Source organism: Pseudomonas alcaligenes (genome assembly GCF_041729615.1).
GTDB classification, from domain to species: Bacteria; Pseudomonadota; Gammaproteobacteria; order Pseudomonadales; family Pseudomonadaceae; genus Aquipseudomonas; species Aquipseudomonas alcaligenes_B.
The window spans coordinates 2,211,718-2,238,588 of record NZ_CP154874.1; the positions used below are offsets into that span (position 1 = coordinate 2,211,718).

The window sequence follows — 26,871 nt, forward strand, 5'->3', positions numbered from 1 at the left end:
CGTCTGGCCATTTTCCAGGCGCCGGATCATGTCCAGCGCGGCGAAGTTCATCGGCCCGCTGCGCCCCACATCCAGGGCCGCGCGCCCCGGCAGGTTGAGATGCGCATCAACCACCCCCTGCCAGTGCAGCAGGCTGCGTTCGGCGGCGCCGATCAGGTTGCGATCGCCACTCTGCAGGGCGGCGAGCAGGGCCGGATTGGCCGCGGCCGCCTGGGTGTCGGCGTGCAACTGGCGCTGGGCCTGCTGCAAGGCGCCGGCCTGGCCGGCGCCCCAGGCCTCGATCAGCTGCTGGCGCTGCTGCTGGGCGCTACCGCTGAGATTGAAGCCGATCAGGGCGGCGGCCAGCAGCAGGCCGCCCAGCACGGCGATGGCCCCCGGCAGCAGCGCCTGCGCGTCGTTAGCGGAGCGCGCGGGCTTGGCCGGGGCGACGGAAATCGGCTGGTCGGAATCCTTGGCGGTACGTTTGAACAGTTTCACGCAGCGTCTCCCTGGCGGTTCATGCCCTGATTCAGTGGCTACCCGAATGCCCGAAGCCACCGGCTCCGCGCTGGCTGGCGTCGAACTCCTCGACCAGCTCGAAATGCGCCTGCACCACCGGCACCAGCACCAGCTGGGCGATGCGCTCGCCGACGGCGATGGTGAAGGGCGTCTGCCCGCGGTTCCAGCAGGAAACCATCAACTCGCCCTGGTAGTCCGAGTCGATCAGACCGACCAGGTTGCCGAGCACGATGCCGTGCTTATGGCCGAGCCCCGAGCGCGGCAGGATCAGCGCAGCCAGGCCGGGATCACAGATATAAATGGATAGACCGGTGGGGATCAACAGCGTCTGGCCCGGCTCGAGGACGCTGTCCTCCTTGAGCATGGCGCGCAGGTCGAGGCCGGCGGAGCCGGGAGTGGCATACTGCGGCAAGGGGAAGTCGCTGCCCAGGCGCGGGTCGAGAATCTTGGCTTGCAGAGCGTGCATGACGGGTTCCGTAGACGAATGAATCAGGCGCGGTTCAGGCGCTCGGCAATGAAGGCCACCAGTTGGCGGGCGATCTTGCTCTTGCTGGTCTGGGCGAAGGCGCTGGCCTGCAACTCGCGATCGATCACGGTGATGGCGTTCTCTTCGCTGTTGAAACCGATGGTCGGGTTGGCCACGTCGTTGGCGACGATCAGGTCGAGGTTCTTGTCCTTCAGCTTGCGCGCAGCATAGTCGAGCAGGTTCTCGGTTTCTGCGGCAAAGCCCACGCTGAAGGGACGATCTGCGCGGCCGGCGATAGTGGCGAGGATGTCCGGATTGCGCACCAGCTGCAGGAGCAGGCCCTCGCCGCTGCTGGGGTCCTTCTTCATCTTCTGGGTGGCCACCACTTCCGGGCGGTAGTCGGCGACGGCGGCGGAGGCAATGAACAGGTCACAGGGCATGGCGGCCTCGCAGGCGGCGAGCATGTCGCGGGCGCTGACCACGTCGATGCGCTTGACCCGGTCGGGTGTCGGCAGGTGCACCGGGCCGGTCACCAGGGTCACCCTGGCGCCGGCCTCCACGGCCGCTTCGGCCAGGGCGAAGCCCATCTTGCCGGAGCTGTGATTGGTGATGTAGCGCACCGGGTCGATGTTTTCCTGGGTCGGCCCGGCGGTGATCAGCACGTGCTTGCCGGTTAGCGCCTGCCACTGGAAGCAATCGGCGGCGCGCTGGGCCAGCGCCTCGGCCTCCAGCATGCGCCCGGGGCCGACGTCGCCGCAGGCCTGGCTGCCGGCGGCCGGACCGAACAGGTGCAGGCCGCGCTGGACGAGGAGTTCGGCGTTGGCCTGGGTAGCGGGGTCGCGCCACATGGCCTGGTTCATCGCCGGGGCCAGGGCGACCTGGGCGTCGGTGGCCAGCACCAGGGTGGTCAGCAGATCGTCGGCCACACCCTGGGCCAGGCGCGCCATGATGTCGGCGGTGGCCGGGGCGATCAGCACCAGGTCGGCCCACTTGGCCAGCTCGATATGGCCCATGGCGGCTTCGGCGGCCGGGTCGAGCAGGTCGAGGTGCACCGGATGGCCGGACAGCGCCTGCAGGGTCAGCGGGGTGATGAACTCGCGGCCGCCGCGGGTCATCACCACCCGCACCTCGGCGCCCTGGTCGCGCAGGCGACGGACCAGCTCCGCGCTCTTGTAGGCGGCGATGCCGCCGCCGACGCCCAGGACGATGCGTTTCCGATACAGCCGCTGCATAGGCCTGCCTTTAATAATGTGGTGTGGATAGCAGCGCGGCGGCGACACCTCCCCAGGCCGGTCACCGCGCCAAAAAAGCCGGGCTAAGATAGCACAGGGCCTGCGCCGGAACAGCGGGCCGACGGACAGGGAGATGTCATGAGCATACGCGACTGGCCCGCGGCGGAGCGCCCGCGGGAGAAACTGCTGGAGCTGGGGGCGGCGGCGCTGAGCGACGCCGAGCTGCTGGCGATCTTCCTGCGCACCGGCGTGGCCGGGCAGAGCGCGGTGGACCTGGCGCGCCACCTGCTGGCCGATTTCGGAAGCCTGCGCGCGCTGCTGGAGGCCGACCTGGGTTCCTTCAGCCAACGCCTGGGCCTCGGCCCGGCCAAGTTCGCCCAACTGCAGGCGGTGCTGGAGATGGGCCGCCGTCATCTGGCCGAGCGTCTGCGCCGGGATTCTGCGCTGGAAAGTCCGCAGGCGGTGCGCGACTACCTCAAGGCGCGCCTGCGCCACGAGCCGCACGAGGTGTTTGGCTGCCTGTTCCTCGATGCCAAGCACCGGGTGATCTGCTTCGAAGCGCTGTTCTTCGGCTCCATCGACGGCGCCAGCGTCTACCCGCGGCAGGTGGTCAAGCGCGCGCTGGCGCACAACGCGGCGGCGGCCATCCTGGTGCACAACCATCCGTCAGGGGTGGCCGAGCCCAGCCAGGCCGATCGCCAGCTGACCGAGCGACTCAAGGAGGCGCTCGGCCTGATCGAGGTGCGTGTGCTCGATCACTTCATCGTCGGCGACGGCGAGCCGTTGTCGATGGCCGAGTATGGCTGGGTCTAGTCCAGCCGAACCCTGGCAAAGTCCTGGCGGCCGAACGGGCTGACTTGGTAGCCGCTGACCCTATCGCTGTGCAGGGCAAAGGCGGTGGGATGCGCCAGCGGCAGCCACAGTGCCTGTTGCTGGATCAGCGTTTGCGCCTGCTGGTACAGGGCGCTGCGCTGCTCCTGAGCGCTGGCTGCCTTGCCTTCGCTGATCAGCTGGTCCAGCTGCGGGTCGCAGTAGCGCGCGAAGTTCAGCCCGGACTGCACCGAGGCGCAGGCGAATTGCGGCGTCAGGAAGTTGTCCGGGTCGCCGTTGTCGCCGGCCCAGCCCATGAACAGCAGGTCGTGCTCGCCGGCCTTGGCCCGGCGGATCAGCTCGCCCCATTCGATCACGCGGATTTCGGCCTGGATGCCGACCTTGGCCAGGTCGGCCTGCAGCAGCTGGGCACCGAGGGTCGGGTTGGGGTTGAGCAGGCTGCCCGACGGGCGGGTCCAGATGGTGGTCTTGAAGCCTTCCGCCAGGCCGGCTTCGGCCAGCAGCGCGCGGGCCTTAGCCGGATCGTGGGCATAGCCGGGCAGGTCCTTGGCATGGCTCCAGGTGTTCGGCGGGTAGGGGCCGCTGGCCGGGGTGGCGCTGCCCTCGAACACGGCCTGGAGGTAGCTGGCCTTGTCGAAGGCCAGGTTGATCGCCTGGCGCACCTGCAGCTTGTCCAGCGGCGGGTGCTGGCTGTTGAGGGCGACGAAGGCGGTCATGAAGGCCGGTGTCTCGCTCACTTTCAGCTTCGGCTCCTGACGCGCCGCCTGCACGTCCAGCGGCTTGGGCGACAGGGCAATCTGGCATTCGCCGCGCTTGAGCTTCTGCAGACGCACATTGGCGTCGGGGGTGATGGCGAACACCAGGCCGTCGATGGCCGGCTTGCCGGCGAAATAGTCGGGGTTGGCCGTGTAGCGGATCACCGCATCCTTCTGGAAGCGCTTGAGCACGAAGGGGCCGGTGCCAACCGGCTGGCTGTTGAGTTGCTCCGGTGTACCGGCGGCCAGCAGCTTGTCGGCATATTCCGCCGAGTAGATGGAGGCGAAGCCCATGCTCAGGGTGGCGAGGAAGGTGGCGTCCGGGCGCTTGAGCACGAAGCGCACGCTCAGCGGCGTCGGCGCCTCGATGCGCTCGATCAGTGCCGGCCATTGCATGGACTGGGCATGCGGATAGCCGCTGGCGGCGACCTGGTGCCAGGGATGGGCCGGGTCGAGCATGCGCTGGAAGCTGAACAGCACGTCGTCGGCATTCAGTTCACGGCTCGGCGTGAACCATTCGGTGCGCTGGAACTTCACTCCCGGGCGCAGCTGGAAGGTCCAGCTCAGGCCGTCGGCGGAGACCTCCCAGCGCTCGGCCAGGCTGGGCACCAGCTGGCCGGCCGCGGCGTCGTAGTCGACCAGGCGGTTCATCAGCACATCGGCCGAGGCGTTGGTGGTGGTCAGCGAATTGTACTGCACCACGTCGAAACCATCCGGACTGGCTTCGGTACAGACGCTGAGCACGGCGGCCTGGCTCAGCAGGGGCGCGAGCAGCAGGGGCAGGGCGGCAAGACGCATCGCGGTTCCTCCGATCGACAAGAACCCAACCCTAGACCATGGGCGCGAGAGCGACAACGAATTCCGGCGACGAGCGGTCATGCCCCCGCCGCTGCGAGGCTGCGCCGCTCCTGGCCGGCAGCGGCGCAACCCGGCCCTGGCAATCCTTGCGAGCGACCTGCTGTTCTGGTATAAAGCAGCGCTCTTTTCTAGGGGCCCGGTCCTGCGGCAACGCAAAACACCGGTAAGACCCCGAGAAACGCGGCGCTGAGCGCCAAATGACTATTGAGTTCAAGCGGCCAACCCATGCCGGGTTGGGCATGTGGTTTAGAGGGCTGAGGCATGTCGAGAGTCTGTCAAGTTACCGGTAAGGGTCCGGTAACCGGGAACAACGTTTCCCACGCTAACAACAAAACCCGTCGTCGTTTCCTGCCGAACCTGCAGCATCATCGCTTCTGGGTCGAGTCCGAGAAGCGCTTCGTGCGTCTGCGTGTTTCCGCCAAGGGCATGCGCATCATCGACAAGCGCGGCATCGACGTAGTGCTGTCCGAGCTGCGCGCTCGCGGCGAAAAGGTTTAAGGAGCTAATCATGCGTGAACTGATCCGTTTGGTGTCCAGCGCCGGTACCGGCCACTTCTACACCACTGACAAGAACAAGCGCACCACTCCGGACAAGATCGAGATCAAGAAATACGATCCGGTCGTCCGTAAGCACGTGACCTACAAGGAAGCCAAGATCAAGTAATTGATCCGGCCCTTGCGAAAAAACCCGCCAATTGGCGGGTTTTTTCATTTCCAGCGATCCTCAACTCTGGATGGTCGCCGCCGGATTGATCACCCGCCCCAGCCCCAGGTTACGCAGAGCCAGGTGCAGGGTGCTGTGGATGACCTGCGGGCTGTCGATGGTCATCAGCTGGCCGAGCAGCTCGCGCGCCTTGCTCGAGCTGATCTGGCGCAGCAGCCACTTCACCTTGGGCAGGTTGGTGGCGTTCATTGACAGGCTGTCGAAGCCCATGGCCAGCAGCAGCACGGCCGCAGCCGGGTCGCCGGCCATCTCGCCGCAGATGCTCACCGGCTTGCCTTCGGCATGGGCGCCGTCGACCACCAGCTTGAGCGCGTGCAGCACGGCCGGGTGGAGGAAGTCGTAGAGGTCGGCGACCCGCGGGTTGTTGCGATCCACCGCCAATAGATATTGCGTCAGGTCATTCGAGCCAACCGAGATGAAGTCGACCTGGCGCGACAGCTCGCGGATCTGGTAGACGGCGGCGGGAATCTCGATCATCACGCCCACCGGCGGCATGGGGATGTCCACGCCCTCGTCGCGCACCTCGCCCCAGGCGCGGTGGATCAGGTGCAGCGCCTCCTCCATCTCCTGTATGCCGGAGATCATCGGCAGGAGGATGCGCAGGTTGTTCAGGCCTTCGCTGGCCTTGAGCATGGCGCGCACCTGGACCAGGAAGATCTCCGGGTGGTCGAGGGTGATGCGGATACCGCGCCAGCCGAGGAAGGGGTTCTCTTCCTTGATCGGGAAGTAGCTCAGCGCCTTGTCACCACCGATGTCCAGGGTGCGCATGGTCACCGGCAGCGGATGGAAGGCGGCCAGCTGCTCGCGGTAGGTGGCCAGCTGCTCCTTCTCGCTGGGAAAGCGCTCGCCGTTCATGAACGGCACTTCGGTGCGGTACAGGCCGACACCCTCGGCGCCGCGCTCCTGGGCGCGCTTCACGTCGGCCAGCAGACCGGTGTTGACCCACAGCGGCAGGCGCTGGCCGTCCAGGGTCTCGCACGGCAGTTCGCGCAGGGCGTCGAGGCCCTGGGCCAGCTGGCGCTCCTCCTCGACCACCTCGGCGTACTGCTTGCGCAGCAGCTCGCTGGGGTTGGTGAAGACCTCGCCGTGGTAGCCGTCGACGATCAGCTCGATGCCGTCGACCTTGGAATAGGGCAGATCGACCACCCCCATGACCGTGGGGATACCCATGGCCCGGGCGAGGATGGCGACGTGCGAGTTGCCTGAGCCGGTGACCGAGACCAGGCCGACCAGCTTGCCTTCCGGCACCTGGCCGAGCATGGCCGGCGACAGCTCCTCGCTGACCAGGATGCTGTTGTCCGGGTAGACCAGGTTCTGCTTGCGCTCTTCCTGCAGGTAGGCGAGCAGGCGCCGGCCGAGGTCGCGCACGTCGCTGGCGCGCTCGCGCAGGTAGGCGTCGTCCATCAGCTCGAAGCGCGACACGTGCTCGGTGACCACCTGGCGCAGGGCGCCCTGGGCCCACTGGCCGGTCTGGATGACCTTGCGCACCTCGCCGCCGAGCGCCGCGTCGTCGAGCATCATGCGGTAGACCTCGAACAGCGCCAGTTCCTCCTTGCGCAGCTGGCTGGCGAGCTTCTCGGACAGCTCCTGCATGTCCTCGCGGACCCACTCCAGGGCCTTGCCGAACAACGCCAGCTCGGCCTGGATATCGTCGACGGCCTTGTCCGGCACCACATTGAGGTCGGCCGGCGGCAGCACCACCACGGCGGTGCCCACGGCCGCGCCGGGCGAGCCGGGCACGCCGACGAAGCGCGCCTCCTGGATACCCTTACCCTGCTTGCCCAGGCCGCGGATCGAACCGGTGGCCTCGGCGTGGGCGATCACTCCGGCGAGCTGGGCGCTCATGGTGACCAGGAAGGCTTCCTCGCCCTCGTCGAACTGGCGACGCTCCTTCTGCTGCACCACCAGCACGCCCATCACCCGACGGTGGTGGATGATCGGCGCGCCAAGGAAGGAGGCATAACGCTCCTCGCCGGTCTCGGGGAAGTACATGTAGCGCGGGTGCTCGGAGGCGTGCTCGAGGTTGAGCGGCTCCTCGCGGGTGCCGACCAGGCCGACCAGGCCCTCGTTGGGCGCCATGCTGACCTTGCCGATGGAGCGCTTGTTGAGGCCGTCGGTGGCCATCAGCACGAAGCGGTTGCTGTCCGGGTCGAGCAGGTAGACCGAGCAGACCTGGCTGCCCATGGCCTCCTTCACCCGCTGCACGATGATCGTCAGCGCCGCCTTGAGGTCCTTGGCGGCGTTTACTTCCTGGACGATCTTGCGCAGGGTGTTGAGCATGGCTCGCACTCGAACTCCGTCAGTCGCGCGCCAGCAGGCGCGGGGCTAATTCCTTGAGCGCGCGGCGGTAGACCTCGCGCTTGAACGTGACCACCTGATTCAGCGGGTACCAGTAACTCACCCAGCGCCAGCCATCGAACTCCGGCTTGCCGGTCAGGTCCATGCGCACCCGGCTCTCGTCGCTGGTCAGGCGCAGCAGGAACCATTTCTGCTTCTGCCCGATGCACAGCGGCTGGCTGTGCGTGCGCACCAGGCGCTGCGGCAGACGATAACGCAACCAGCCGCGGGTGCAGGCGAGAATCTTCACATCCTGCTGCTCCAGGCCGACTTCTTCATTCAGCTCGCGGTACAGGGCCTGCTCGGCCGACTCGCTGGGATTGATGCCGCCCTGGGGAAACTGCCAGGCGTCCTGGTTGATCCGCCGAGCCCAGAGCACCTGACCGACATCATTGGTCAGGATGATGCCGACATTAGGGCGAAAACCATCGGAATCGATCACGGCACACCACCTTCAAAACGCATGTGCCGGCATTGTTCCACAAAGCCCGCGGGCGCAGCAAACGCGGGCCCCTGGCATGGGCAGGGGCGGCGAAAGCGGCTATTCTGGCGCCCCCTCCGTGACCACCGCGAACCAGGTAATCCGACGTGCGCCTTGCCCTCTTCGACCTCGACAACACCCTGCTGGCCGGCGACAGCGACCACAGCTGGGGCGAATTCCTCTGCGCCACCGGCCGCGTCGACGCCGCCGCCTATCGCGCGCGCAACGACGCCTTCTACGCCGACTACTGCGCCGGCAAGCTGGACGTGGTGGCCTACCAGAGCTTCACCCAGGCCATCCTCGCCCGCACCGAGGCCGCCGAGCTGGCGCGCTGGCAGGCCGAGTTCATGCGTGACGTGATCGAGCCGATCATCCTGGCCAAGGGCGAGGCGCTGCTGCAGGAGCACCGCGCGGCCGGCGACAAGCTGGTGATCATCACCGCCACCAACCGCTTCATCACCGCGCCGATCGCCGCGCGCCTGGGCGTCGAGACGCTGATCGCCACCGAGTGCGGCATGGACAACGGCAGCTACACCGGCCGGGTCGCCGGCGTGCCCTGCTACCAGGAGGGCAAGGTGACGCGGATGAACCAGTGGCTCGCCGAGACCGGCCTGAGCCTGGACGGTGCCTACTTCTACAGCGACTCGCGCAACGACCTGCCGCTGCTGGAGGCGGTGACCAGGCCGGTGGCGGTCGATCCGGACGACACCCTGCGCGCCATCGCCAACGAGCGCGGCTGGCCGGTGCTCAGCCTGCGCGACTGATCAGAGCGGCTTGGCCACCATCAGCCAGAAGATGGCGATGAAGGCCAGGAAGGCCGGCCAGCCCAGCACGAACCAGATGCGCATGTAGCGGTGGGCGCGCGCCGGCAGCACGCCGCCGCCCCGCAGCGCCTCGGCGGCCATGTCGCGCACGCGCATCTGCAGCCACAGCACCGGCAGCCAGCACAGCCCGGCCAGCACGAACAGCCCGGCGCTCCACAGCAGCCAGCTCTGGTTCAGCGGCCAGCCGGCGAGTCTGGCCAGGGCCAGGCCGGAGAGCGGCTGGAACACGGCCGTGGTGGCGATGAACAGCCAGTCGGCCATGACCAGGTGGCGGAAGGTGGTGGCGATCACCTGCAACTGGCCGCTGCGCCAGGCGCGCAGGGCGTAGTAGGCCGAGCCCAGCCCGGTGCCGAACAGCAGGGCGGCGGACAGCACATGCAGGGTCTTGAGCAGCAGGTAGAGGCTCATCGCGGCTGCTCGCGAGACGATCGGGACATCAGGCCGGCTTGGCCCCCATCAGGGCGAAGATCGCCAGCAGCAGCACCAGCAGGGCGACCCCGTAGGCGAGCACGAAGCGCAGCAGCTTGACCGGTACGTTGCCCGTGGCGAGGGCCGCCTGCCAGGCGCCGAGGCGGCCGTGCAGCAGCAGGCCAATGACCATCAGCACGGCAAACAGCACGGCGCTGTACAGCAGCCAGCTGGCGCCCAGGGGCAGGCCGACGATATGCACCAGCCACCAGCCGCTGATCGGCAGCGAAACGGCCAGCAGACCCAGCGCCGGCAGGCTGTACAGGCGGGTGACGCGCAGCTTGCGCGCCAGCACGCCGGCATCGCCCGCGCGATGGGCCTTCCACAGCATGAAGGCATGCGCGATCAGCCCGGCCAACAGCAGCACGGCGGGGATCAGGTGGGCATATTTCAGCAGCGGGTAGTGTTCCATCACGGGCTCCGTTAGCCGAGGAAAAGCTTGTAGGCGGGATTGTCGGTCTCGTCCCAATAGGGATAGCCGATGGCGTCGAAGGCCGCCGGAATCTGCTCGCGCTCGTCCGCCGGCACCTGCAGGGCAGCCAGCACGCGACCATCGGCGGCACCGTGGTTGCGGTAGTGGAACATGGTGATGTTCCAGCGCCCGCCCAGGCGATTGAGGAAGTTGAACAGTGCACCCGGCCGCTCGGGGAACTCGAAGCGGAACACCACCTCGTCCGCCACCGCCGCCGCATGGCCGCCCACGGTGTGGCGGATATGCAGCTTGGCCAGTTCGTTGTCGGTCAGGTCGAGCACCGGGAAGCCCTGGCTGCGCAGGTTCTCCACCAGCGCCGCGCGCGGATCGTGCTCCGGGTGGGTCTGCACGCCGACGAAGATGTGCGCCTCGCGGTCAGTGTGATAGCGGTAGTTGAACTCGGTGATCTGGCGCTTGCCGATCGCCTCGCAGAAGGCCTTGAAGCTGCCCGGACGCTCGGGGATGGTCACGGCGATGATCGCCTCGCGCTTCTCGCCCAGCTCGGCGCGCTCGGCCACGTGACGCAGGCGGTCGAAGTTGATGTTGGCGCCGGAATCGATGCCGACCAGCACCTGGCCCTGCACGCCCTCGCGCTCCACGTACTTCTTGATCCCGGCCACGGCCAGGGCGCCGGCCGGCTCGGTGATCGAGCGGGTATCGTCGTAGATGTCCTTGATCGCCGCGCAGATCTCGTCGGTGCTGACGGCGATCACCTCGTCGACGTAATCCTTGCAGATGTCGAACGTGTGCTGGCCGATCTGCGCCACCGCCACGCCGTCGGCGAACAGCCCGACCTGCGGCAACACCACGCGCTGGCCCGCGGCCATGGCCGCCTGCAGGCAGTTGGAGTCGTCCGGCTCGACGCCGATCACGCGGATGTCCGGGCGCAGGTATTTGACGTAGGCGGCGATGCCGGCGATCAGCCCGCCGCCGCCGACCGGCACGAACACCGCATCCAGCTGGCCCGGCTGCTGGCGCAGGATCTCCATGGCCACGGTGCCCTGCCCGGCGATCACCAGCGGGTCGTCGTAGGGGTGGATGTAGCTGTAGCCCTTCTCTTCCACCAGCTTGAGCGAGTACGCCAGGGCCTCGGGGAAGGCGTCGCCGTGCAGCACCACCTTGCCGCCGCGCGAGCGCACGCCCTGCACCTTCAGCTCCGGCGTGGTACGCGGCATGACGATGGTGGCCTTCACCCCCAGGTGCTTGGCGGCCAGGGCCAGGCCCTGGGCGTGGTTGCCGGCGGAGGCGGTGACCACGCCGCGCTCCAGCTCCTCGGGGCTGAGCTGGGCCAGCTTGTTGTAGGCGCCGCGAATCTTGAACGAGTACACCGGCTGCAGATCCTCGCGCTTGAGCAGAATCTGGTTGCCCAGCCGCTCGGTGAGCTGGCGGGCCGGTTGCAGCGGGGTTTCCACCGCGACGTCATAGACGCGCGAGGTGAGCATCATCTTCACGTACTGTTCGAGCATTGCGGGCGTTCTTGGCTGAGGGGCGGACGGGCCAGTCTACCCCAGTGCGGCGTGGATGCGGGAGCCGCGGCGGCGCGGCTTGCCTCCCCGGTTCGTCTGGCGTCCAATAGCGCCTCCCCCGGACAGGAGACCGGCATGCCCCGCCCCGCCAGCCCCCGCAAACCCCGCGCCAGCAGCCAGGCGCGCATCGAGCAGATCCTCGCCGCCGCGCGCGAACTGCTCAGCAGCCAGGGCTTCGCCGGCCTGACCATCTATGCCGTGGCCGAGCGCGCCGGCATTCCGCCCTCGTCGGTCTATCACTTCTTCGCCAGCGTGCCGGCCCTGCTGGAGGCGCTGACCGCCGACATCCACGCTGCCTTCCGCGACTGCCTGCTGCAACCGGTGGCGCATGCCGCGCTGCGCGACTGGCGCGACCTGTCGCGCATCGTCGAGCAGCGCATGCTGGCCATCTACGCCAGCGACAGTGCGGCGCGCCAGCTGATCCTGGCCCAGCACGGGCTGTCCGAGGTGACCCAGGCCGACCGCCAGCACGACCTGGAGCTGGGGCGCCTGATGCAGGCCCTGTTCGATCGCCACTTCCCGCTGCCACAGCTGCCGAGCGACATCGACGTGTTCGCCCTGGCCATGGAACTGGGCGACCGGGTCTACGCGCGCTCGGTGCAACTGCACGGCACCATCACCCCACGCCTGGCCGAGGAAGGCATGCGCGTGTTCGACGCCTACCTGGCCCTGTACCTGCCGCCCGCCCTGCCCAGGCGCGAGCAGCCACTCGCCTGAGCGCCGCACAGCGGCAGCGCAGGCGCCCGGCGGAAGAGCGCCGCAACAGCCGCCATAAAATCGATATTTGTCAGCAAATAGCCCAACAAATAGCTATCAAAGACTATAAGCGACTTCCAAAGTCGATTTTTATCGGCTATAAATTCGACATCCGCTCCTGCAGCCAGGAATCCCCCCGGCGCTCTGCTAGTGTCAGATGAGCCCGGATGACTCCCCACAACCACCGGCGCAAGGCCGCAAGCGGCCGGCGCGTTACCCACGGACCATTGCCATGACCACACTCCACAGCACTCCGCGCGCCGACGGCTTCCGCATGCCCGCCGAATGGGAACCGCACAGCCAGACCTGGATGGTCTGGCCCGAGCGCCCGGACAACTGGCGCCTCGGCGGCAAGCCGGCGCAGGCCGCCTTCACCGCCGTGGCCAAGGCCATCGCGCAATTCGAGCCGGTGACCGTGTGCGTCTCCGCCGGCCAGTACGAGAACGCCCGCGCGCGTCTCGACGCCAGCAACATCCGCCTGGTGGAAATCAGCACCGACGACGCCTGGGTGCGCGACACCGGGCCGACCTTCGTGATCGACGCCGCCGGCGCTGTGCGCGGCGTGGACTGGACCTTCAACGCCTGGGGCGGCTTCGACGGCGGCCTGTACTGGCCCTGGCAGCGCGACGACCAGGTGGCCAGCAAGATCCTCGAGATCGAACGCTGCGAGCGCTACCGCACCGAAGGCTTCGTGCTGGAGGGCGGCTCCATCCACGTCGACGGCGAGGGCACCCTGATCACCACCGAGGAATGCCTGCTCAACAAGAACCGCAATCCGCACCTGAGCCGCGAGCAGATCGAGGCGGTGCTGCGCGAGCACCTGGCCATCGATACCGTGATCTGGCTGCCGGACGGCCTGTACAACGACGAGACCGACGGCCACGTCGACAACTTCTGCTGCTACGTGCGCCCCGGCGAGGTGCTGCTGGCCTGGACCGACGATACCAACGACCCCAACTACCCACGCTGCCAGGCGGCCATGCGGGTGCTGGAGACGGCCCGCGACGCCAAGGGCCGCGCGCTTGTGGTGCACAAGATGCCGATCCCCGGGCCGATCCACGCCACCGCGGAAGAATGCGCCGGCGTCGACGCCGCCGAAGGCAGCCAGGAGCGCAGCCCCGCGGTGCGCCTGGCCGGCTCCTACGTCAACTTCCTGATCGTCAACGGCGGCATCGTCGCGCCGAGCTTCGACGACGCCAAGGACGAGGAAGCCCGCGCCATCCTCCAGCGCGTGTTCCCCGAGCACCGCGTGGTGATGGTGCCGGGCCGGGAAATTCTCCTCGGTGGCGGCAATATCCACTGCATCACCCAGCAGCAGCCGGCGCCGCAACGGCGCTGACTTGAACTTACCTACTCGACCATCAGCCTGGATGTGTGGAACCAAGCATTCGCTAGATATTCAAGCGCTGTAGCACCTGGGCGGCTGCCATCTGGAATAGTGGCAGCATCCCCATGGACAGAGAGAAGAGCCAAGGGCGCTAGAGAGTCGGGAACTGTAGAAGACACACGCAAACCATGCCTGTGTACTTAACGCCTTGTACTTTTTTGGTCACACTGCCGGTCCGCTTCTATTCGGTTTCCTACACCAATGCTCGGCATCTTCCGCTTCGCCCTCGCCTTGCTGGTTCTGCTGTCGCATATTCCTGGCCTTGGCATGCCGCTGAATCCGGGAGTCAGCGCGGTGATCCTGTTCTATTTCATCAGTGGCTATCTGATGGGGCGCAGTTACCTGCGATTCCAGCAACACAGCCAGAGCCCGATCCGCGACTTCTATGTGGATCGCCTACTCAAGCTGATGCCGCAATATTGCGTGGTGGTCTTACTGACTTTCCTGCTGATCCACTGGCTTGGCCCCGCGCAACACACCATGTTCCTTCAGCAGGCGGCCACTCCCCTGAAGGTGTTCCTGAACCTCGCTCTGCTGCCCGCCAACTATGTTTTCGAGCCACTCAGCATCAAGGCCCTACTACCGCACCCTATAGTGCCGCCGGCATGGTCACTATCCAGTGAGTTCCACTTCTACCTGCTACTGCCACTGATATTTGAATCGACCCTAGTTTCGTAGACACCTCCGTGCCTCATAATACGACCCATTAGGAGGTGTCATGAGCAACCCGCGTTATCCCGAAGAATTCAAAATCGAAGCAGTCAAGCAGGTGACCGAGCGAGGTCTTCCGGTTGCTGAGGTAGCTGCTCGTCTGGGCATGTCGACGCACAGCCTGTATGCCTGGGTAAAGCGCTACAGCAAGCCCCAAGAGCAGCGAGCGCAAGAGGACGACCAGCAAGCTGAGCTACGTCGTCTGCGTGCTGAACTCAAGCGCGTGACCGAAGAGCGAGACATCCTAAAAAAGGCCGCCGCGTACTTTGCCAAGGAGTGCGGCTGAAGTACGCCTTCATCAATCAGCTATCCGCAGACTATTCGGTTCGTCGTCTGTGCCTGACTCTGAAAGTACATGCCAGCGGTTACTACGCCTGGCTGGCTGAACCGAAGTCAGCACGAGCCAAGGATGATCAACGTCTGCTTGGTCTGATCAAGCACTCGTGGCTAGAGAGCGGTGGTGTGTACGGCTACCGCAAAATTCATGACGACCTGCGTGAGCTTGGAGAGGCGTGCGGCAAGCATCGCGTTGCTCGACTGATGCGCCTGGAAGGACTGCGCTCGCAGACAGGGTACCGGCGTCGACCGGGCCGTTATGGTGGCAAGCCTCCAGTGGCCTCACCGAATCATCTGGAGCGCCGATTCAATGTCACCGAACCCAACAGGGTCTGGGTCACGGACATCACCTACATCCGCACTTATGAGGGCTGGTTGTATTTGGCGGTGGTACTAGACCTGTTTTCGCGGCAGGTAATCGGTTGGTCAATGAAGCCGCAGATGACCAGCGACCTAGCTATTGATGCCTTGCTGATGGCGGTTTGGCGACGCAAGCCAAAGCAGGAGGTGATGATTCACTCAGATCAGGGGAGCCAGTTCAGTAGCGGCGACTGGCAGAGTTTCCTGAAAGCCAACAACTTGCTTGGCAGCATGAGTCGACGTGGCAACTGCTATGACAACGCGGTAGCGGAAAGCTTTTTCCAGCTGCTGAAGCGGGAGCGGATCAGGCGAAAGATCTACAGCACCAGGCAGGATGCTCGCGCTGATGTGTTCGATTACATCGAGATGTTCTACAACCCAAAACGCCGGCATGGTTTCAACAACCAGCTGTCACCGGTAGAGTTTGAGAAGCGACATTTACTGAGCCTGGAAAGTGTCTAGGGAATCCGGGGCGATTCAATTGGCACTCCGGCACCAAGCCATCGCATGGATCTTCGCGATAGCCTTAACGATACAGATTGCCGCGCTGTTCCATGCCACAGGCTCATTCAACAGCAACAACTTCGGCTATCGTTTCATTTTCGGCGTGTTAGTGTTTTTCTTAGCCGGACTGGCCTACGGCAGGCGTGAAGACGCATTCTTCCGCCGTGTCCTGCAAATATATCTGGGGCTCTATCTAACGATGTTGCTGGCGATAGCACCGGCCCTTGGACTTTATGCCAACCCCTATGTATTGGAGCTGCTGATTGGCGCGACCTTAGCCATGCCATTGCTTGCATTCGCCTTGCATGCAAGAAATACCGGGAAGTGGCTACCTCGCCTGGACGAGCTCCTTGGGCGTCTGGCCTATCCGATCTTCATCAGCCACTTCCTCGTATTCTTCTGCTGCGAAAAGCTCCTTGGGCTGACCCTGGCCAAGGATGGCTTTCTGTATGTGCTGTCTACCATCCTCGGTAGCATTGCCGTCTCGATACTGCTAGCGCGCCTGCAGGCCCAGATCGAACGCTACCGCCTGGCGCGGCGCGGTTTCAGCTCCATGATGAAACAGGGAATGACACCGTCCCTAGAACCGGTACAGCCAACTAAATCGCCCTGACTCACCTGGTTCTATATGGACATGCTCCATGTCAGAATCCGCCGGCAAATCCACTACAACAGAAACCTGCTGCCGGCGCAGCACAACTGCAAGGTATGGCTACTCGATGAAGATCGACTTCCTGGTCCCCGGAATCAATAAATGCGGCACCACGACGCTCTGCTACCTCCTGGGCGAACATCCGCAGATCTTTATCCCTTCGATGAAAGAGCCACACCATTTCAACCGCCCGGATGTAATCGAGCATCGCCCGGCCTATGAGGGCTTGTTCCGCGATGCGCAGCAGGGCCAACTGCTCGGCGAAGGCTCGCAGATGTATTCGACCGAAGAGTTTGGCGATCTGGTCAGCCAGCGGCTAGCCAAAGAAAATCCACAGATGAAACTGATCTTCTGTGTGCGCAACCCACTGAAGCGGATCGAGTCGAGTTACCGAGAATTCCACCACAGCGGCCCCCACTATGCGGTGAACGCCCCCTTTGGCATCGCCAATGCCATCGCGGGTCTTCCAGCATTACTCGCGGACTCGCGCTACTGGACACGCCTGCAGTCTTTCCGGAAACACTTCAGCGACGAACAGATTCTGGTGATATTTCTCGAGGATCTGCAAAAAGCACCACAGCAAGAATTGTCGCGCTGCTATTCATTCCTGGGGGTTGATGCCCACTACCAGAACCCTTCTGCAGGTGCTCAACTCAACTCCAGGGACGAAAAGCTTTACGACACCCGCCTGCTCCGATTTCTGCGCACCAACCGTTTTACTGGCTACAAGCTGGCCAGGTTAAGCGTGCCGACTCAAAATCGACTGTTCAGCCGCATTGGTCTCCGCCGCCCATTCACCAAGTCACTGGAATGGGATAGCCCAACCAGGGAGTTGGTGGTGAATACTCTGCGCGAGGATATTCAGCAGTTTCTGAAGTACTGCGACAAAAAAGCGGACTTCTGGAAAGAGTTCGCCTGAACCATATAGATTGACCGCTAGCGCGCCTGCTCTTCAGCTCGCAACTGGCATCGGCAATTGCCGTCGTTGCCAATGAGAAGGTGCATACCACCAGCTGTCGGCGCTATACAGGGCCCGTATCGCCGGCCTCAACTCCGCTCCCCGACACACCGGCCAGGCTACCCCGTATTAGCTGTCGACTGGACTCGAGCCAGTCAATCCACGACCACTCACTTATCGATCGCCGCGCCGGGAACGCCTTACTCTTCTCAAATTCCAGGATCAGCTCAGCCAAGCTGGAGGGGGCCTGCAGGTCAAAATAAGCCATGAAATCCCCCCCAACCTCCCTGAATACCGGGATGTCACTCGCCATTACAGGAAGACCACGCTGCATCGCCTCCACCAGAGGCAAGCCAAAGCCCTCGACGTGAGAGGGGAATACCAGGGCCGTAGAATTCGCATAGGCATATTCCAGGCTACTGTCATCCGCCTGATTGAACATGAAGAGTCGCTTTTTCCACTCAGGATGCCTTTGGATCCGCCTGATCAGATCCTGACATTTCCAGCCAACTTTGCCGATGATGCATAAACGGGCCGGGCTGCCCTGTTCCCAGAGCAACTCAAAGGCATCCAGCAAATACTGATGGTTTTTGCGTGGTTCGATGGTGCTGACCATCAAATAGACCGGCCCATCGCCCTGAAACAGCGATGCCAGTGAGTGCTCCCGCACGGCGCGGTCTCGCGCCAGGTCGAGGTCGGCGCCGAGGTAGAAATGGCCATGCCACCGCTGCCTGGCCTCCCGGGGCCCCAACCTGCGTTCCAACTCTTCGGCAACCTGCCGGCTGATCGTCTGCGAGATGGCCATGAAGCCATCAGCAGTCTTCGCTACCCAATCGAACCAGCGGTCGAAAACCTTCACCAGACCCTCGTCGCAGAACTGAGGATGTGTCAGGGGAATCAGGTCATAGATCACCGAAATGATGCCAACACCCTTCGCCTTCAGCCCCTCAGCCAGGGGAAAGAAATCGGCATGCCACGAAGAGTCAAGCATCAGAAGTTGATCGCCAGCCTGCGCCTCGAAAGGGATGGCCCGTTCGGGCGCGGGGGCCGTGGAGGGACAGAAATAACGGGCGATCTTGATCGGCACAAACAGCGTTAACGCCAGCATGCGCCCGAACAACCGCCAGAGTCGTCTGGCAAGCCCCTCCTCGCTGAGCGGCCAAAGCCGCTCAAAGCGGGAATGCCACCACCAGAAGCGAGCCAAAGCATGCTCCAGCTTGACGATCAAGGCCTTTCTCAACCCGCCACGCAGATCCGCCCGCAGGGGCGTAAGACTGATAACCCGATACAGCTGACCGGCATGCATCATCACCGGTATGCACTCGACGCCAGCATCGACCCGACCCAGGTGGTTGATGACATTGCGCACGACACGCTGGATGCCGGAATTGTCCTTGGGGTGCTCGTAGACGTAGGTACACTCGACCAAAAAACGCATGTATCAATCCTTGTCGACCAGCGCCGTTTTCCTGCGCTCAATCATCAGTGACGCATCCAGCGACACGCAGCCAACGAAGTCGGGCTTACGCGAATTAACCACGTGGAAAATCGCCGCAAAATCACGCCACTCGTAGTTGGCATCCAGATGGGAGTCGAAACGGGAGAGGCTGGTGGCTATCGAGTAGTTGCCTTTACCCAGATTGGCCGGAAAGGCAAAGCGATAAACTACTTCCTCGCCAGCACACAGATCCTCCAGGGCCTGACCCATTCGGTGCGTATTGATGCCATAGAGCGCCTGCCCTAAGCGGTCCTTGATGAGGAAACCCAGAACCAGCCGCGGTATATCCGCCCTGACGGCGACACGTAGCTCAAGAGTCACGCCCGAGCCGATCTCCACCAGCTCGACACGCCGTCCGTCCGCATTGAGCAGACTGATATCCACCAGCTCGGCTTCGCCGGTTCCGGATATGGTTCTGAGCTTGCCGTTGGCTAGACGCTCCTGCCGGATAGTGTTGTGCTCGCGTTCCGCGAGCATCGCACTATAAAAGTCCATCACCTCTTCCGGCGGCCCCTGCAGCGCCAATCGGCCATGATCAAGAAGAATCGCTCTGTCACATATGGACTGGATGGCATCCCGGCTGTGCGAAACGATCAGTAATGTGGTTCCAGCCTTCTGGAACTGGCGAATGCGATCCATGCTTTTGTGCTGGAAATAGGCATCACCAACCGACAACGCCTCATCCACTATCAAAACGTCCGGGCGGCGAGCGGTAGCAACGCTGAAGGCCAGACGCATCTGCATGCCACTCGAGTAGATGCGAACCGGCCTGTCGATATAGTCGCCAATTTCCGCAAATGCCTCTATCTCGGGCATCAGCTCGGCAATCTCGGCCGAGGTCATGCCGAGCAACTGTCCTGCCATGAAGACATTCTGACGGCCGCTGAAGTCTGGATGGAAGCCCATGCCCAACTCCAGCAGGGCAGCCACCCTGCCGGTGAGCTGGATGCTGCCACAGGTGGGCTGGGAAGTGCCGGTGATCATTTTCAGCAATGTGCTTTTGCCAGCTCCATTGATGCCGATCACACCGACAGCCTCACCCGGCTTGATCGCGAAGGTGATATCGCGCAAAACCCACTTGAGCCTATGTCTTGGCTTGGCAAAAGGCACCAGCCATTCCCATAGGCGCCCCCACTGGGAGTCGTACTGCTTATAGGCCTTGCCCAGTCCCTCGATGCGTATATCGCCCATCAGAGTTCGTCCACCATCTCGCCAGCACGCTTGCGAAAAAGCGCGAGCGCCATTGCACAGAGCAGGAGCGCCAATAGTGCGCTGGGCCAGAGGCTTTGCCAGGCCGGCCACTGTTGATGAATGAACACACCCTGATACGCCCCGATCAGTTGTGCCATTGGGTTGAGTCGAACGAGCGCCTGCAGTTGATCAGGCAGAACCGAGAGCGGGTATACGATGGGGGTGAACCAGAACCAGAACTGCAAGATGACCCCCGTCAGGTGGCCTACATCGCGGAAAAAGACATTGACCACACCCAGGCATATTCCCAGACCGAGTGCGAACAACATCTGTATGACCAGCACCGGAACAATGCCCAGAATGACCCATCCGGGAAAGTTGCCACTCAATAACAGAAAGCTGATGAACAGGCCCCAAATGATCGCAAAGTTCACCGATGCATTGAACAACACCACAATAGGCAGGCAGATCCGGGGAAAGCTCAGTTTCTTCAACAGGCGAGCATTCTCCAGAAATATCGCCTGCCCCTTGCCGATCACCTCTGCAAAGAAGCCCCATGTAAGAATGCCGGCGCACAGATAGATGCCATAGGCCAGGCCGCTGTCGACCCCTGGTAGGCGAGCCTTCATCAACTGGGAGAAAACCAGCGTATAGACCAGAATCATCGCGAGCGGGTTGATGAAGGTCCACAGCGCGCCGAGCAACGAGTTCTGGTAGCGCGCCTGAAACTCCCTTTTCACGCTACTCAGGATGAAGCCACGGAACTGCCAGACAGCTCGAATGGATGGCAGCGACATCAGCGGCCGGCCCTGCCGTACCGGTCATCGAAACGCACAATGTCGTCCTCACCCAGATACTCGCCGCTCTGCACCTCGATCATGACCAGATCAATGACTCCCGGATTTTCCAGGCGATGCCTGTGCCCGGCTGGAATGAAAGTGGATTCGTTGGTGTTGATCAGACGCGGCTCATCGCCACCATTGATGACCTTGGCCATCCCCCTCACGACAATCCAATGCTCACTGCGGTGATGGTGCATCTGTAGGGAGAGCGAGGCACCTGGCTTGACCACGATGCGTTTGATCTTGAACTGCGGCCCCTCCTCCAGAACGGTATAGCTGCCCCAAGGACGAGCCACGGTTCGATGTAGGCGGTAGGCCTCATGGTTCTGCAGCTTCAGCTGCTGGGCGACCCGGCGCACCTCCTGGGCCCGATCCGCACGAGCGACCAGCACAGCGTCAGCCGTGTCCACAACGATCAGATCATCAACGCCCACGGTTGCCACCAGACGACTCTCGCCCAGCACGAAGGTGTTGCGGGTATCGACCAGTATCGCTTCCCCCAGTACACGATTACGCTCGTTGTCTTCAGGTATCAAACGCGACAAGGCACTCCAAGAGCCGATATCGCTCCAGTCAAAGCAAGCCGGAACCACGGCCACGGAGCTCGAACGCTCCATCACTGCATAGTCGATGGAGATGTCTGGCAGTTGAGCAAACAGACCACCATGCAGCTCCTGCATGCGCACACCGGCACTGTCGTGAGTCGGGCTGTTGTCGATGCATTCGGTCACGAGTGGCACGATCTCCGACTGGTGCTCGGCTATTTCGCGCAGAATGCTGCCAACCCGAAAGCAGAACATTCCCGAATTCCACAAGAAGCGCCCGCTACGCAGATAGTCTTCGGCAGCAGCCTGGCCAGGCTTTTCGATGAAGCGAGCCACCTTGCAGCCTCCCTCGGTATCGAGGCTTTCTCCCGACTCGATGTAACCAAAGCCAGTTTCTGGCGCAGTGGGGCGGACACCGTACGTCACCAGATACCCCTGCTCGGCCAATAGAATCGCGTGTTCGGTAGCCTGTTTGAATGAGACCAGGTCCTCGATCAGATGGTCTGCCGCCATGACCACCATGATCGCGTCCTCGCCGTACTCCCGGGCCAGAACACAAGCCGCGGAGGCAATGGCTGGAGCGGTATTTCGCCCTTCCGGCTCAAGAAGAAAGTGTGCTCGGTGATGGGGTAAGCGACTCTCGCTGAAGTGATCCTTGCTGGCGAAATAGTACTCCCGGTTGGTGACCGTGAGGATCATCCCCCCCTGCGGGATCAGCGCTGCGGCTCGCCGGTAGGTCTTACCCAGCAACGATTGGCCATCGGGAAGACGCATGAACGGCTTGGGGTGGCCCTCCCGAGAAACCGGCCATAAGCGGGTACCCGCCCCGCCAGACATGATGACGGGGATAACGACGCTCATGGACTTACTCCCGGCCGACACGGTGCAGATCGGCATCCACCATCATCCCGATCAGCTCGCTCAAACTGGTTTTTGGTTTCCAACCCAACTGACGCTCAGCCTTCGCCGGATTGCCCAGAAGAATGTCCACCTCGGCGGGGCGGAAGAAGGACGGATCGATGACTACATGGTCTTCGTAGTTCAATCCAGCATGTTCGAAAGCCAGCTTGCACATGTCACGCACCGTGGTGGTGACTCCAGTAGCGACGACATAATCATCCGCCCGGTCCTGCTGCAACATCAGCCACATGGCTTCTACATAATCACCGGCAAAGCCCCAGTCGCGCTTGGCGTCGATATTGCCAAGGCGCAACTCTTTCTGCTTGCCAAGCTTGATGCGGGCAACCGCATCGGTGACCTTGCGAGTCACAAATTCGATGCCGCGCAGGGGAGACTCGTGGTTGAACAGAATGCCGCTCGATGCGTGGAGGCCGAAGCTTTCCCGATAGTTGACGGTGATCCAGTGGCCATAAAGCTTGGCCACCCCATAAGGGCTCCGTGGGTAGAACGGAGTGTTCTCGTCTTGGCGTTCAGCCTGGATCAGACCGAACATCTCACTCGTCGAAGCCTGATAGAAGCGAGTTTCCGGGCTGCACTGGCGGATAGCCTCCAGCAGATGAGTCACTCCCAGGCCATCGACTACACCAGTGGTAATGGGTTGATCCCAGGAACTACCAACGAAGCTCTGCGCACCTAGGTTGTAGACCTCCTGCGGCCTGCTCTTGATGAGTGCACGCTGAGTGGAGGTGCCGTCGGCAAGGTCACCTTCGTGATACTGGATCTGCCCCTCGATTCCCAGCTCTCGCAGGCGCCAGCGAGTATCACTGCTCCTGCGCGCTACGAGACCATGAACCGCGTACCCCTTGTCGAGTAGTAGTTTTGCCAGATAGGCGCCATCCTGGCCTGTTACTCCCGTGATCAAAGCAGTTTTTGTCATTTTTCTACTACTCTAGCTTCCCAGTCAGACATTACGCTCTGCAGGGTTTCCGTGATTGAAATGCCGGGTTTCCATCCAGTCTCTTTATTCAGCTTGTTGGCACAACCCACGACACGACGCTGCTCGGCCTTGCGGAAGCTGGTTGGGTCCTGACGAATCTCCACCTGCAATCCGCTCATCTCGACCATCAACTCGATCATTCCGCGCACCGAGCGCTCCACACCGGAACAGACGTTATATATCTGACCACTGCGACCATGCTCGAGCATCGCCAAGTACGCGGAAATCACATCCTGAACGTCAAGAAAGTCTCGAGTCACATCGATATCGCCGACGTTCAGCACAGCTTCCCGCAAGCCAATTCTGATTTCCGCCAGTTGCCGAGCGACCCCGGGCACGACAAAGCCAGCCGCTTGTCCAGGCCCGATGTGGTTGAATGGCCGGGCAGCCATGATGCGCCAGCTCTCGCAATAACTCCATTGCTCGCACAACAGCTCGCCAGACAGCTTACTCACTGCATAAGGATTTCGCGGATGGGCCACGCATTCTTCGGTGATAGGAAGCACCTGCTCAGCGACCTGGCCATAGACGTCTCCACTGCTGACATACAGAAACGCACCGGAAAAGCCACGCCTTTTCAGGGCCTGCAGCAGATTCAGAGTACCTAGCACATTGACCTGCAGGGTACGCTGCGGGTCGCGGAAGGCCTCCGGCACGAGAGCCTGCCCTGCCAGATGAATGACTGCATCAGGACAATCCTCAGCCAACCAGCAGTCCAGGGTCGCGGGCTCCAAAAGATCATGGGGCTGCGGTGCGATCAGCTGCCAGCCGGTATCGCCCGAATTCAGGCAATGCGACAAATGGCGGCCGACGAAACCACTCAACCCGGTGGCAAGGAGTCTTTTCATAACCGATAGTCCTGACTCAATGAGGTCCGCTCAGGGCTTGCGTGCGACCAAAACCTGGCTTTTCGGCAAGGTCTCGTCCAGTGCCTGCTTGATGCGCAACCCATCCGGCAGGCTCAGCAAGGTTGCCCAAGTGTTAGCCCACTGCTCGAGCAGTGGATGCCAAGGCGGAGTCAGCGACTGATTCTCGCAGGCCCAGAAGAAAGACCACCATATGGCATGGTAAAAGCCGTACTGGGTTTCATGCTCAATGCTGAGACCGGCGCCGATCGCCAAGCGGGCCAGCTCGCCACGCTTGAAAATTCGGATGTGATTGGGGTGCTCGAAGTAGATAGGCGGAGCCACCTGCTGCTGAACACCTTCGTTCAGCTCATCGGGCACGGTCAGCAGCAACAGCGCACCGGGCTTGGCAACGCGAACCAGCTCGGCGATGAAGCGCTCAGGGTCCTCGACATGCTCGAGCACCTCCATAGCCACGACACGACTGACACTGGCATCAGGCAACGGAATGGGATCGGCATCGGTCACCAGCGCCCTGACCTGCTGCGCACCCGCCTTCTCCAGACGCTGACGGGCGACCTCGAGCTTGGGGGCATCCAGATCGGCCAGGATGATAGAGGCCCCACGCCTGGCACCAAACAGCGCATAGCCGCCTTCGCCGCAACCGATATCGAGCAGAACGTCGCCAGCGCCGACCGGAAAACCGGTCATCAGCTCACCACTGTCCTGATTCATCCAGCCGCTCAGGACCATGTCCCTGAGGCCGATCATCTGGGCTCCCGGCACGGAGGATAGCGCCGGCGGCAGGGTGCTCTGAATGGAGGGGGATTGGCGTGACACCAGGCGCTTCAAGCGATTAAGCATAATGATTTCCCGCTACATGGGTTTGCATGGCCCGAGCCCCCTACAATGGTTTGCGCGCGATGATCGCCTGGCTCTTGGGCATGGTCTGGTCGAGAGCCGCCTTGATCCGCGGCCCATCCGGAAGGGCCAGCAGCTGATTCCAGGTCTGATTCCAGCTCTCCAGCAACGGATGCCAGGGCGGTGAAAGCTCCTGTTTGCAAGCCCAGAACAGGCACCACCAGACGCTCCAGTAGAAGCCATAACTGGTTTTGCGCTCAACGATCAGCCCTGCCTCCACGACCAACTGCTCGAAGGCCTCGGCGGAAAAGACACGAATGTGATTAGGGTGTTCAAAGTAGGACGCCGGCGCCAGCTTCTGCTGCACGCTTTCACCAAGCGGTGCAGGCACGGTCAGCAGGAACTGCGCCCCTGGCTGAGCGACCCGCACCAGCTCGCGCATGAACAGGGTGGGATCCGCCACATGCTCCAGAACCTCCATGGCCACGATCTTGTTGGCACGGGCATCCGGCAGCGGAATCGGGTCCGCGTTCGTCACCAGCGGCGTCACAGCGCGCGCCGGGGAGTTCTGCAGCAAGGCCTCTACTGCAGCGACCTTGGCCGGATCAATGTCAGCGAAGATGACCTCGGCTCCACGTTCGGCACAGAAGCGGGCAAAAGGACCATCCCCACAACCGATATCCAGAACGGTATCCTCGGCGCCTACGGGAAACCCTTCGAAGAGCTCACCGCTATCACGTCGAAACCAGCCGCTGAGGTAAGCCTCGGTGCGCTCGGGTGCAGCGGGCGGAGTTTCCTGAAGAGCGCTGGCAGGCTGTGGCAAGGAGGCACGGGAGAGCAAACGTCTTAGTGTTTCCAGCATGGTGTGGCCTATCCGGGTTGGCGAGTGTCGATCGGCAGCGTATGCGCGCTGCCCTCGCTGCTCACTTTTTTGATGGGATAAAGGAGTCGCTCCGAGAACCTTGCACCAAAACGCCTCAGTGGCGCCTCGACCAAGCGGTAATTGAGCTCGGTCGTGACCAAGATAATCAGCAACGAGCAGAGCAGGTAGGCAATCACCCGCTGGGCAGAAAATGGCTGTAGAGGATCGATGCGGAAGAAAATCTCCCGCGTCAGGAAGAATGCCGGGACATGTATGAGGTAAAGCGCATAGGAGCGCTCGCCACACCAGACCAGGACAGATTTCAATCTGCCAGGTGCAAGCAGCAGATCGCGATCATGGGCGGCGATCAGCACCAGGCCGGCGGAGATCAGGGCAATAAGCCCGATGCCATAACGCATGGAACCGGGTGTACTGAGCAGCGCCATGCAAATGACGCCGGCAACCAGCACCATCTGACATGCTCGCCGCCCAAGCCACTCCAGGGATATCGCAGCGAGCCGCCAAGAAGCCCGCTGACTCCACATCGCCAGCAAGACGCCGAGTGCCAGGGCATCGGTTCTGAACATCATCAGGTAAGGATGCGACTGCCGGGGCGTGATGATCTGCAGGAGCGCGATGATGAGGAAAAACCAGGCCAGGTGCTGGCGCAAGAGCAGAATCAGCAGTGGGAAGAGCAAATAGAACTGCTCCTCCAGCGACAGGCTCCAGTAGACGAAACTGGCGCCGTACTCGCTGCGCATGAAGGTCTCCGCAAAGCGGATATTGGCAAAATTGAAGACACCGGCAATGGTGGCCTGGAGGTTCGCAGCCAGGGTGCCAAAGGCGCCACTTTCATTCAGGAATAGCACCGCCAGCAGAATCAGCCCAAGCCAGAGCCAGGCGGCAGGCCACAGGCGCCAGATGCGCCGCAGCCAGAAGGCCCCCATGATCCTGCGCTGCTCCGCCCAGCCGCTCACCTCCCGTAGTCGCGGGATGAGATCCCGGGCAATCACGAAGCCGGACACGGCGAAGAACAGATCGACGCCGAACCTGCCGCCCACGCTCTGGTACAACTCATTGAGTACAGGCATCGGCCATGGAAAGAGGTTGCGCAGGTGCTGAAAGATCACGAACAGCACCGCCACTGCACTCAACACTTCGATATCGCTGATCCGGTTATTGGCGTGCATGGAC

27 protein-coding genes are annotated in these 26,871 nt (G+C 62.8%); 10 read left to right on the forward strand and 17 right to left on the reverse strand.

Translation table 11 applies throughout. The annotated features are described in order from the left end of the window. Positions 1-508: 508 nt before the first annotated feature. Entirely contained in the window at positions 509-964 is a 456-nt protein-coding gene (dut, locus tag AAG092_RS10780) for a dUTP diphosphatase (protein ID WP_373386645.1), read from the reverse strand. 23 nt (positions 965-987) lie between these two features. After that, the gene (coaBC, locus tag AAG092_RS10785) at positions 988-2,196 is read right to left on the reverse strand and encodes a bifunctional phosphopantothenoylcysteine decarboxylase/phosphopantothenate--cysteine ligase CoaBC (RefSeq protein ID WP_373386646.1); all 1,209 of its coding nucleotides are present in this window, start codon (positions 2,194-2,196) and stop codon (positions 988-990) included. Between the two features lie 138 nt (positions 2,197-2,334). Here coaBC and radC point away from each other — a divergent pair, with 138 nt between their 5' ends. Continuing rightward, positions 2,335-3,009, forward strand: coding sequence for a DNA repair protein RadC (gene radC / locus AAG092_RS10790; RefSeq protein ID WP_373386647.1), 675 nt, complete (start codon positions 2,335-2,337; stop codon positions 3,007-3,009). Here the strand turns inward: radC and AAG092_RS10795 are convergent. Further along, positions 3,006-4,580 (reverse strand): ABC transporter substrate-binding protein, encoded by a 1,575-nt coding sequence (locus AAG092_RS10795; protein WP_373386649.1) that lies wholly within the window; start codon positions 4,578-4,580, stop codon positions 3,006-3,008. The genes radC and AAG092_RS10795 overlap by 4 nt on opposite strands. 321 nt (positions 4,581-4,901) lie before the next feature. On the opposite strand from AAG092_RS10795, the gene rpmB reads away from it, so the two are divergent. Continuing rightward, positions 4,902-5,138 (forward strand): 50S ribosomal protein L28, encoded by a 237-nt coding sequence (gene rpmB / locus AAG092_RS10800; protein WP_021702024.1) that lies wholly within the window; start codon positions 4,902-4,904, stop codon positions 5,136-5,138. A gap of 10 nt (positions 5,139-5,148) precedes the next feature. After that, positions 5,149-5,304 carry a 50S ribosomal protein L33 gene (rpmG, locus tag AAG092_RS10805; RefSeq protein WP_021702025.1) on the forward strand — a complete coding sequence of 52 codons (156 nt, stop codon included), beginning with the start codon at positions 5,149-5,151 and terminating at the stop codon, positions 5,302-5,304. A 60-nt stretch (positions 5,305-5,364) separates the two neighbouring features. Here rpmG and ptsP read toward each other — a convergent pair whose 3' ends face one another. Both ptsP and AAG092_RS10815 read right to left on the reverse strand, forming a co-directional pair. Then, positions 5,365-7,644, reverse strand: coding sequence for a phosphoenolpyruvate--protein phosphotransferase (ptsP, locus tag AAG092_RS10810; RefSeq protein ID WP_373386650.1), 2,280 nt, complete (start codon positions 7,642-7,644; stop codon positions 5,365-5,367). A gap of 19 nt (positions 7,645-7,663) precedes the next feature. Further along, positions 7,664-8,143: an RNA pyrophosphohydrolase gene (locus AAG092_RS10815; RefSeq protein WP_110680488.1), complete on the reverse strand. Its 480-nt coding sequence runs from the start codon at positions 8,141-8,143 to the stop codon at positions 7,664-7,666. A gap of 146 nt (positions 8,144-8,289) precedes the next feature. On the opposite strand from AAG092_RS10815, the gene AAG092_RS10820 reads away from it, so the two are divergent. After that, positions 8,290-8,946 (forward strand): HAD family hydrolase, encoded by a 657-nt coding sequence (locus AAG092_RS10820; protein WP_373386651.1) that lies wholly within the window; start codon positions 8,290-8,292, stop codon positions 8,944-8,946. On the opposite strand, the gene AAG092_RS10825 is transcribed toward AAG092_RS10820, so the two are convergent. From AAG092_RS10825 to ilvA, 3 genes are read right to left on the reverse strand one after another with little or no spacing between them, the layout of a single operon-like run. Beyond that, entirely contained in the window at positions 8,947-9,414 is a 468-nt protein-coding gene (locus tag AAG092_RS10825; protein WP_110680490.1) for a DUF2269 domain-containing protein, read from the reverse strand. Positions 9,415-9,442: 28 nt separating this feature from the next. Next, positions 9,443-9,886 (reverse strand): DUF2269 family protein, encoded by a 444-nt coding sequence (locus tag AAG092_RS10830; protein WP_373386652.1) that lies wholly within the window; start codon positions 9,884-9,886, stop codon positions 9,443-9,445. 11 nt (positions 9,887-9,897) lie between these two features. Next, entirely contained in the window at positions 9,898-11,412 is a 1,515-nt protein-coding gene (gene ilvA / locus AAG092_RS10835; protein WP_373386653.1) for a threonine ammonia-lyase, biosynthetic, read from the reverse strand. Positions 11,413-11,547: 135 nt separating this feature from the next. Between ilvA and AAG092_RS10840 the strand changes: the two genes are divergently transcribed. The 6 genes from AAG092_RS10840 to AAG092_RS10865 all read left to right on the forward strand — a co-directional run bounded on the left by AAG092_RS10840 (position 11,548) and on the right by AAG092_RS10865 (position 17,097). Further along, positions 11,548-12,189 carry a TetR/AcrR family transcriptional regulator gene (locus AAG092_RS10840; RefSeq protein ID WP_373386654.1) on the forward strand — a complete coding sequence of 214 codons (642 nt, stop codon included), beginning with the start codon at positions 11,548-11,550 and terminating at the stop codon, positions 12,187-12,189. A gap of 271 nt (positions 12,190-12,460) precedes the next feature. Then, a complete protein-coding gene (gene aguA / locus AAG092_RS10845) occupies positions 12,461-13,567 on the forward strand; it encodes an agmatine deiminase (protein WP_373386655.1) in 1,107 nt (368 codons plus the stop codon). Positions 13,568-13,816: 249 nt separating this feature from the next. After that, the gene (locus AAG092_RS10850; protein ID WP_373386656.1) at positions 13,817-14,293 is read left to right on the forward strand and encodes an acyltransferase family protein; all 477 of its coding nucleotides are present in this window, start codon (positions 13,817-13,819) and stop codon (positions 14,291-14,293) included. A 40-nt stretch (positions 14,294-14,333) separates the two neighbouring features. Beyond that, a protein-coding gene (locus tag AAG092_RS10855; protein ID WP_125841855.1) for an IS3 family transposase occupies positions 14,334-15,484 on the forward strand; the annotation gives its coding sequence in 2 pieces (ribosomal slippage) (positions 14,334-14,577 and positions 14,577-15,484; 1,152 coding nt in all). Beyond that, on the forward strand, positions 15,477-16,139 hold the full coding sequence (locus tag AAG092_RS10860; RefSeq protein ID WP_373386657.1) for an acyltransferase family protein: 663 nt from the start codon (positions 15,477-15,479) through the stop codon (positions 16,137-16,139). The genes AAG092_RS10855 and AAG092_RS10860 overlap by 8 nt, the downstream gene beginning before the upstream one ends. A gap of 106 nt (positions 16,140-16,245) precedes the next feature. After that, on the forward strand, positions 16,246-17,097 hold the full coding sequence (locus AAG092_RS10865; RefSeq protein ID WP_373386658.1) for a sulfotransferase: 852 nt from the start codon (positions 16,246-16,248) through the stop codon (positions 17,095-17,097). A 103-nt stretch (positions 17,098-17,200) separates the two neighbouring features. Here AAG092_RS10865 and AAG092_RS10870 read toward each other — a convergent pair whose 3' ends face one another. The 9 genes from AAG092_RS10870 to AAG092_RS10910 all read right to left on the reverse strand — a co-directional run bounded on the left by AAG092_RS10870 (position 17,201) and on the right by AAG092_RS10910 (position 26,867). Beyond that, positions 17,201-18,574 (reverse strand): glycosyltransferase family 4 protein, encoded by a 1,374-nt coding sequence (locus AAG092_RS10870; protein WP_373386659.1) that lies wholly within the window; start codon positions 18,572-18,574, stop codon positions 17,201-17,203. Between the two features lie 3 nt (positions 18,575-18,577). After that, on the reverse strand, positions 18,578-19,825 hold the full coding sequence (locus AAG092_RS10875) for an ABC transporter ATP-binding protein (RefSeq protein WP_373386660.1): 1,248 nt from the start codon (positions 19,823-19,825) through the stop codon (positions 18,578-18,580). Further along, positions 19,825-20,622, reverse strand: coding sequence for an ABC transporter permease (locus AAG092_RS10880; RefSeq protein WP_373386661.1), 798 nt, complete (start codon positions 20,620-20,622; stop codon positions 19,825-19,827). The genes AAG092_RS10875 and AAG092_RS10880 overlap by 1 nt, the downstream gene beginning before the upstream one ends. Continuing rightward, complete coding sequence (locus AAG092_RS10885) at positions 20,622-22,073, reverse strand: mannose-1-phosphate guanylyltransferase/mannose-6-phosphate isomerase (protein ID WP_373386663.1); 1,452 nt, start codon at positions 22,071-22,073, stop codon at positions 20,622-20,624. The genes AAG092_RS10880 and AAG092_RS10885 overlap by 1 nt, the downstream gene beginning before the upstream one ends. Before the next feature lie 4 nt (positions 22,074-22,077). After that, entirely contained in the window at positions 22,078-23,049 is a 972-nt protein-coding gene (gene gmd, locus AAG092_RS10890) for a GDP-mannose 4,6-dehydratase (RefSeq protein WP_373386665.1), read from the reverse strand. After that, on the reverse strand, positions 23,046-23,957 hold the full coding sequence (locus AAG092_RS10895) for a GDP-mannose 4,6-dehydratase (protein WP_373386667.1): 912 nt from the start codon (positions 23,955-23,957) through the stop codon (positions 23,046-23,048). Before AAG092_RS10895 ends, gmd begins: the two co-directional genes overlap by 4 nt. A gap of 30 nt (positions 23,958-23,987) precedes the next feature. Then, on the reverse strand, positions 23,988-24,725 hold the full coding sequence (locus tag AAG092_RS10900) for a class I SAM-dependent methyltransferase (RefSeq protein ID WP_373386668.1): 738 nt from the start codon (positions 24,723-24,725) through the stop codon (positions 23,988-23,990). Between the two features lie 133 nt (positions 24,726-24,858). After that, the gene (locus AAG092_RS10905) at positions 24,859-25,677 is read right to left on the reverse strand and encodes a class I SAM-dependent methyltransferase (RefSeq protein ID WP_373386669.1); all 819 of its coding nucleotides are present in this window, start codon (positions 25,675-25,677) and stop codon (positions 24,859-24,861) included. A gap of 8 nt (positions 25,678-25,685) precedes the next feature. Beyond that, positions 25,686-26,867 carry an acyltransferase family protein gene (locus AAG092_RS10910; RefSeq protein ID WP_373386670.1) on the reverse strand — a complete coding sequence of 394 codons (1,182 nt, stop codon included), beginning with the start codon at positions 26,865-26,867 and terminating at the stop codon, positions 25,686-25,688. Between the last annotated feature and the right edge of the window lie 4 nt (positions 26,868-26,871).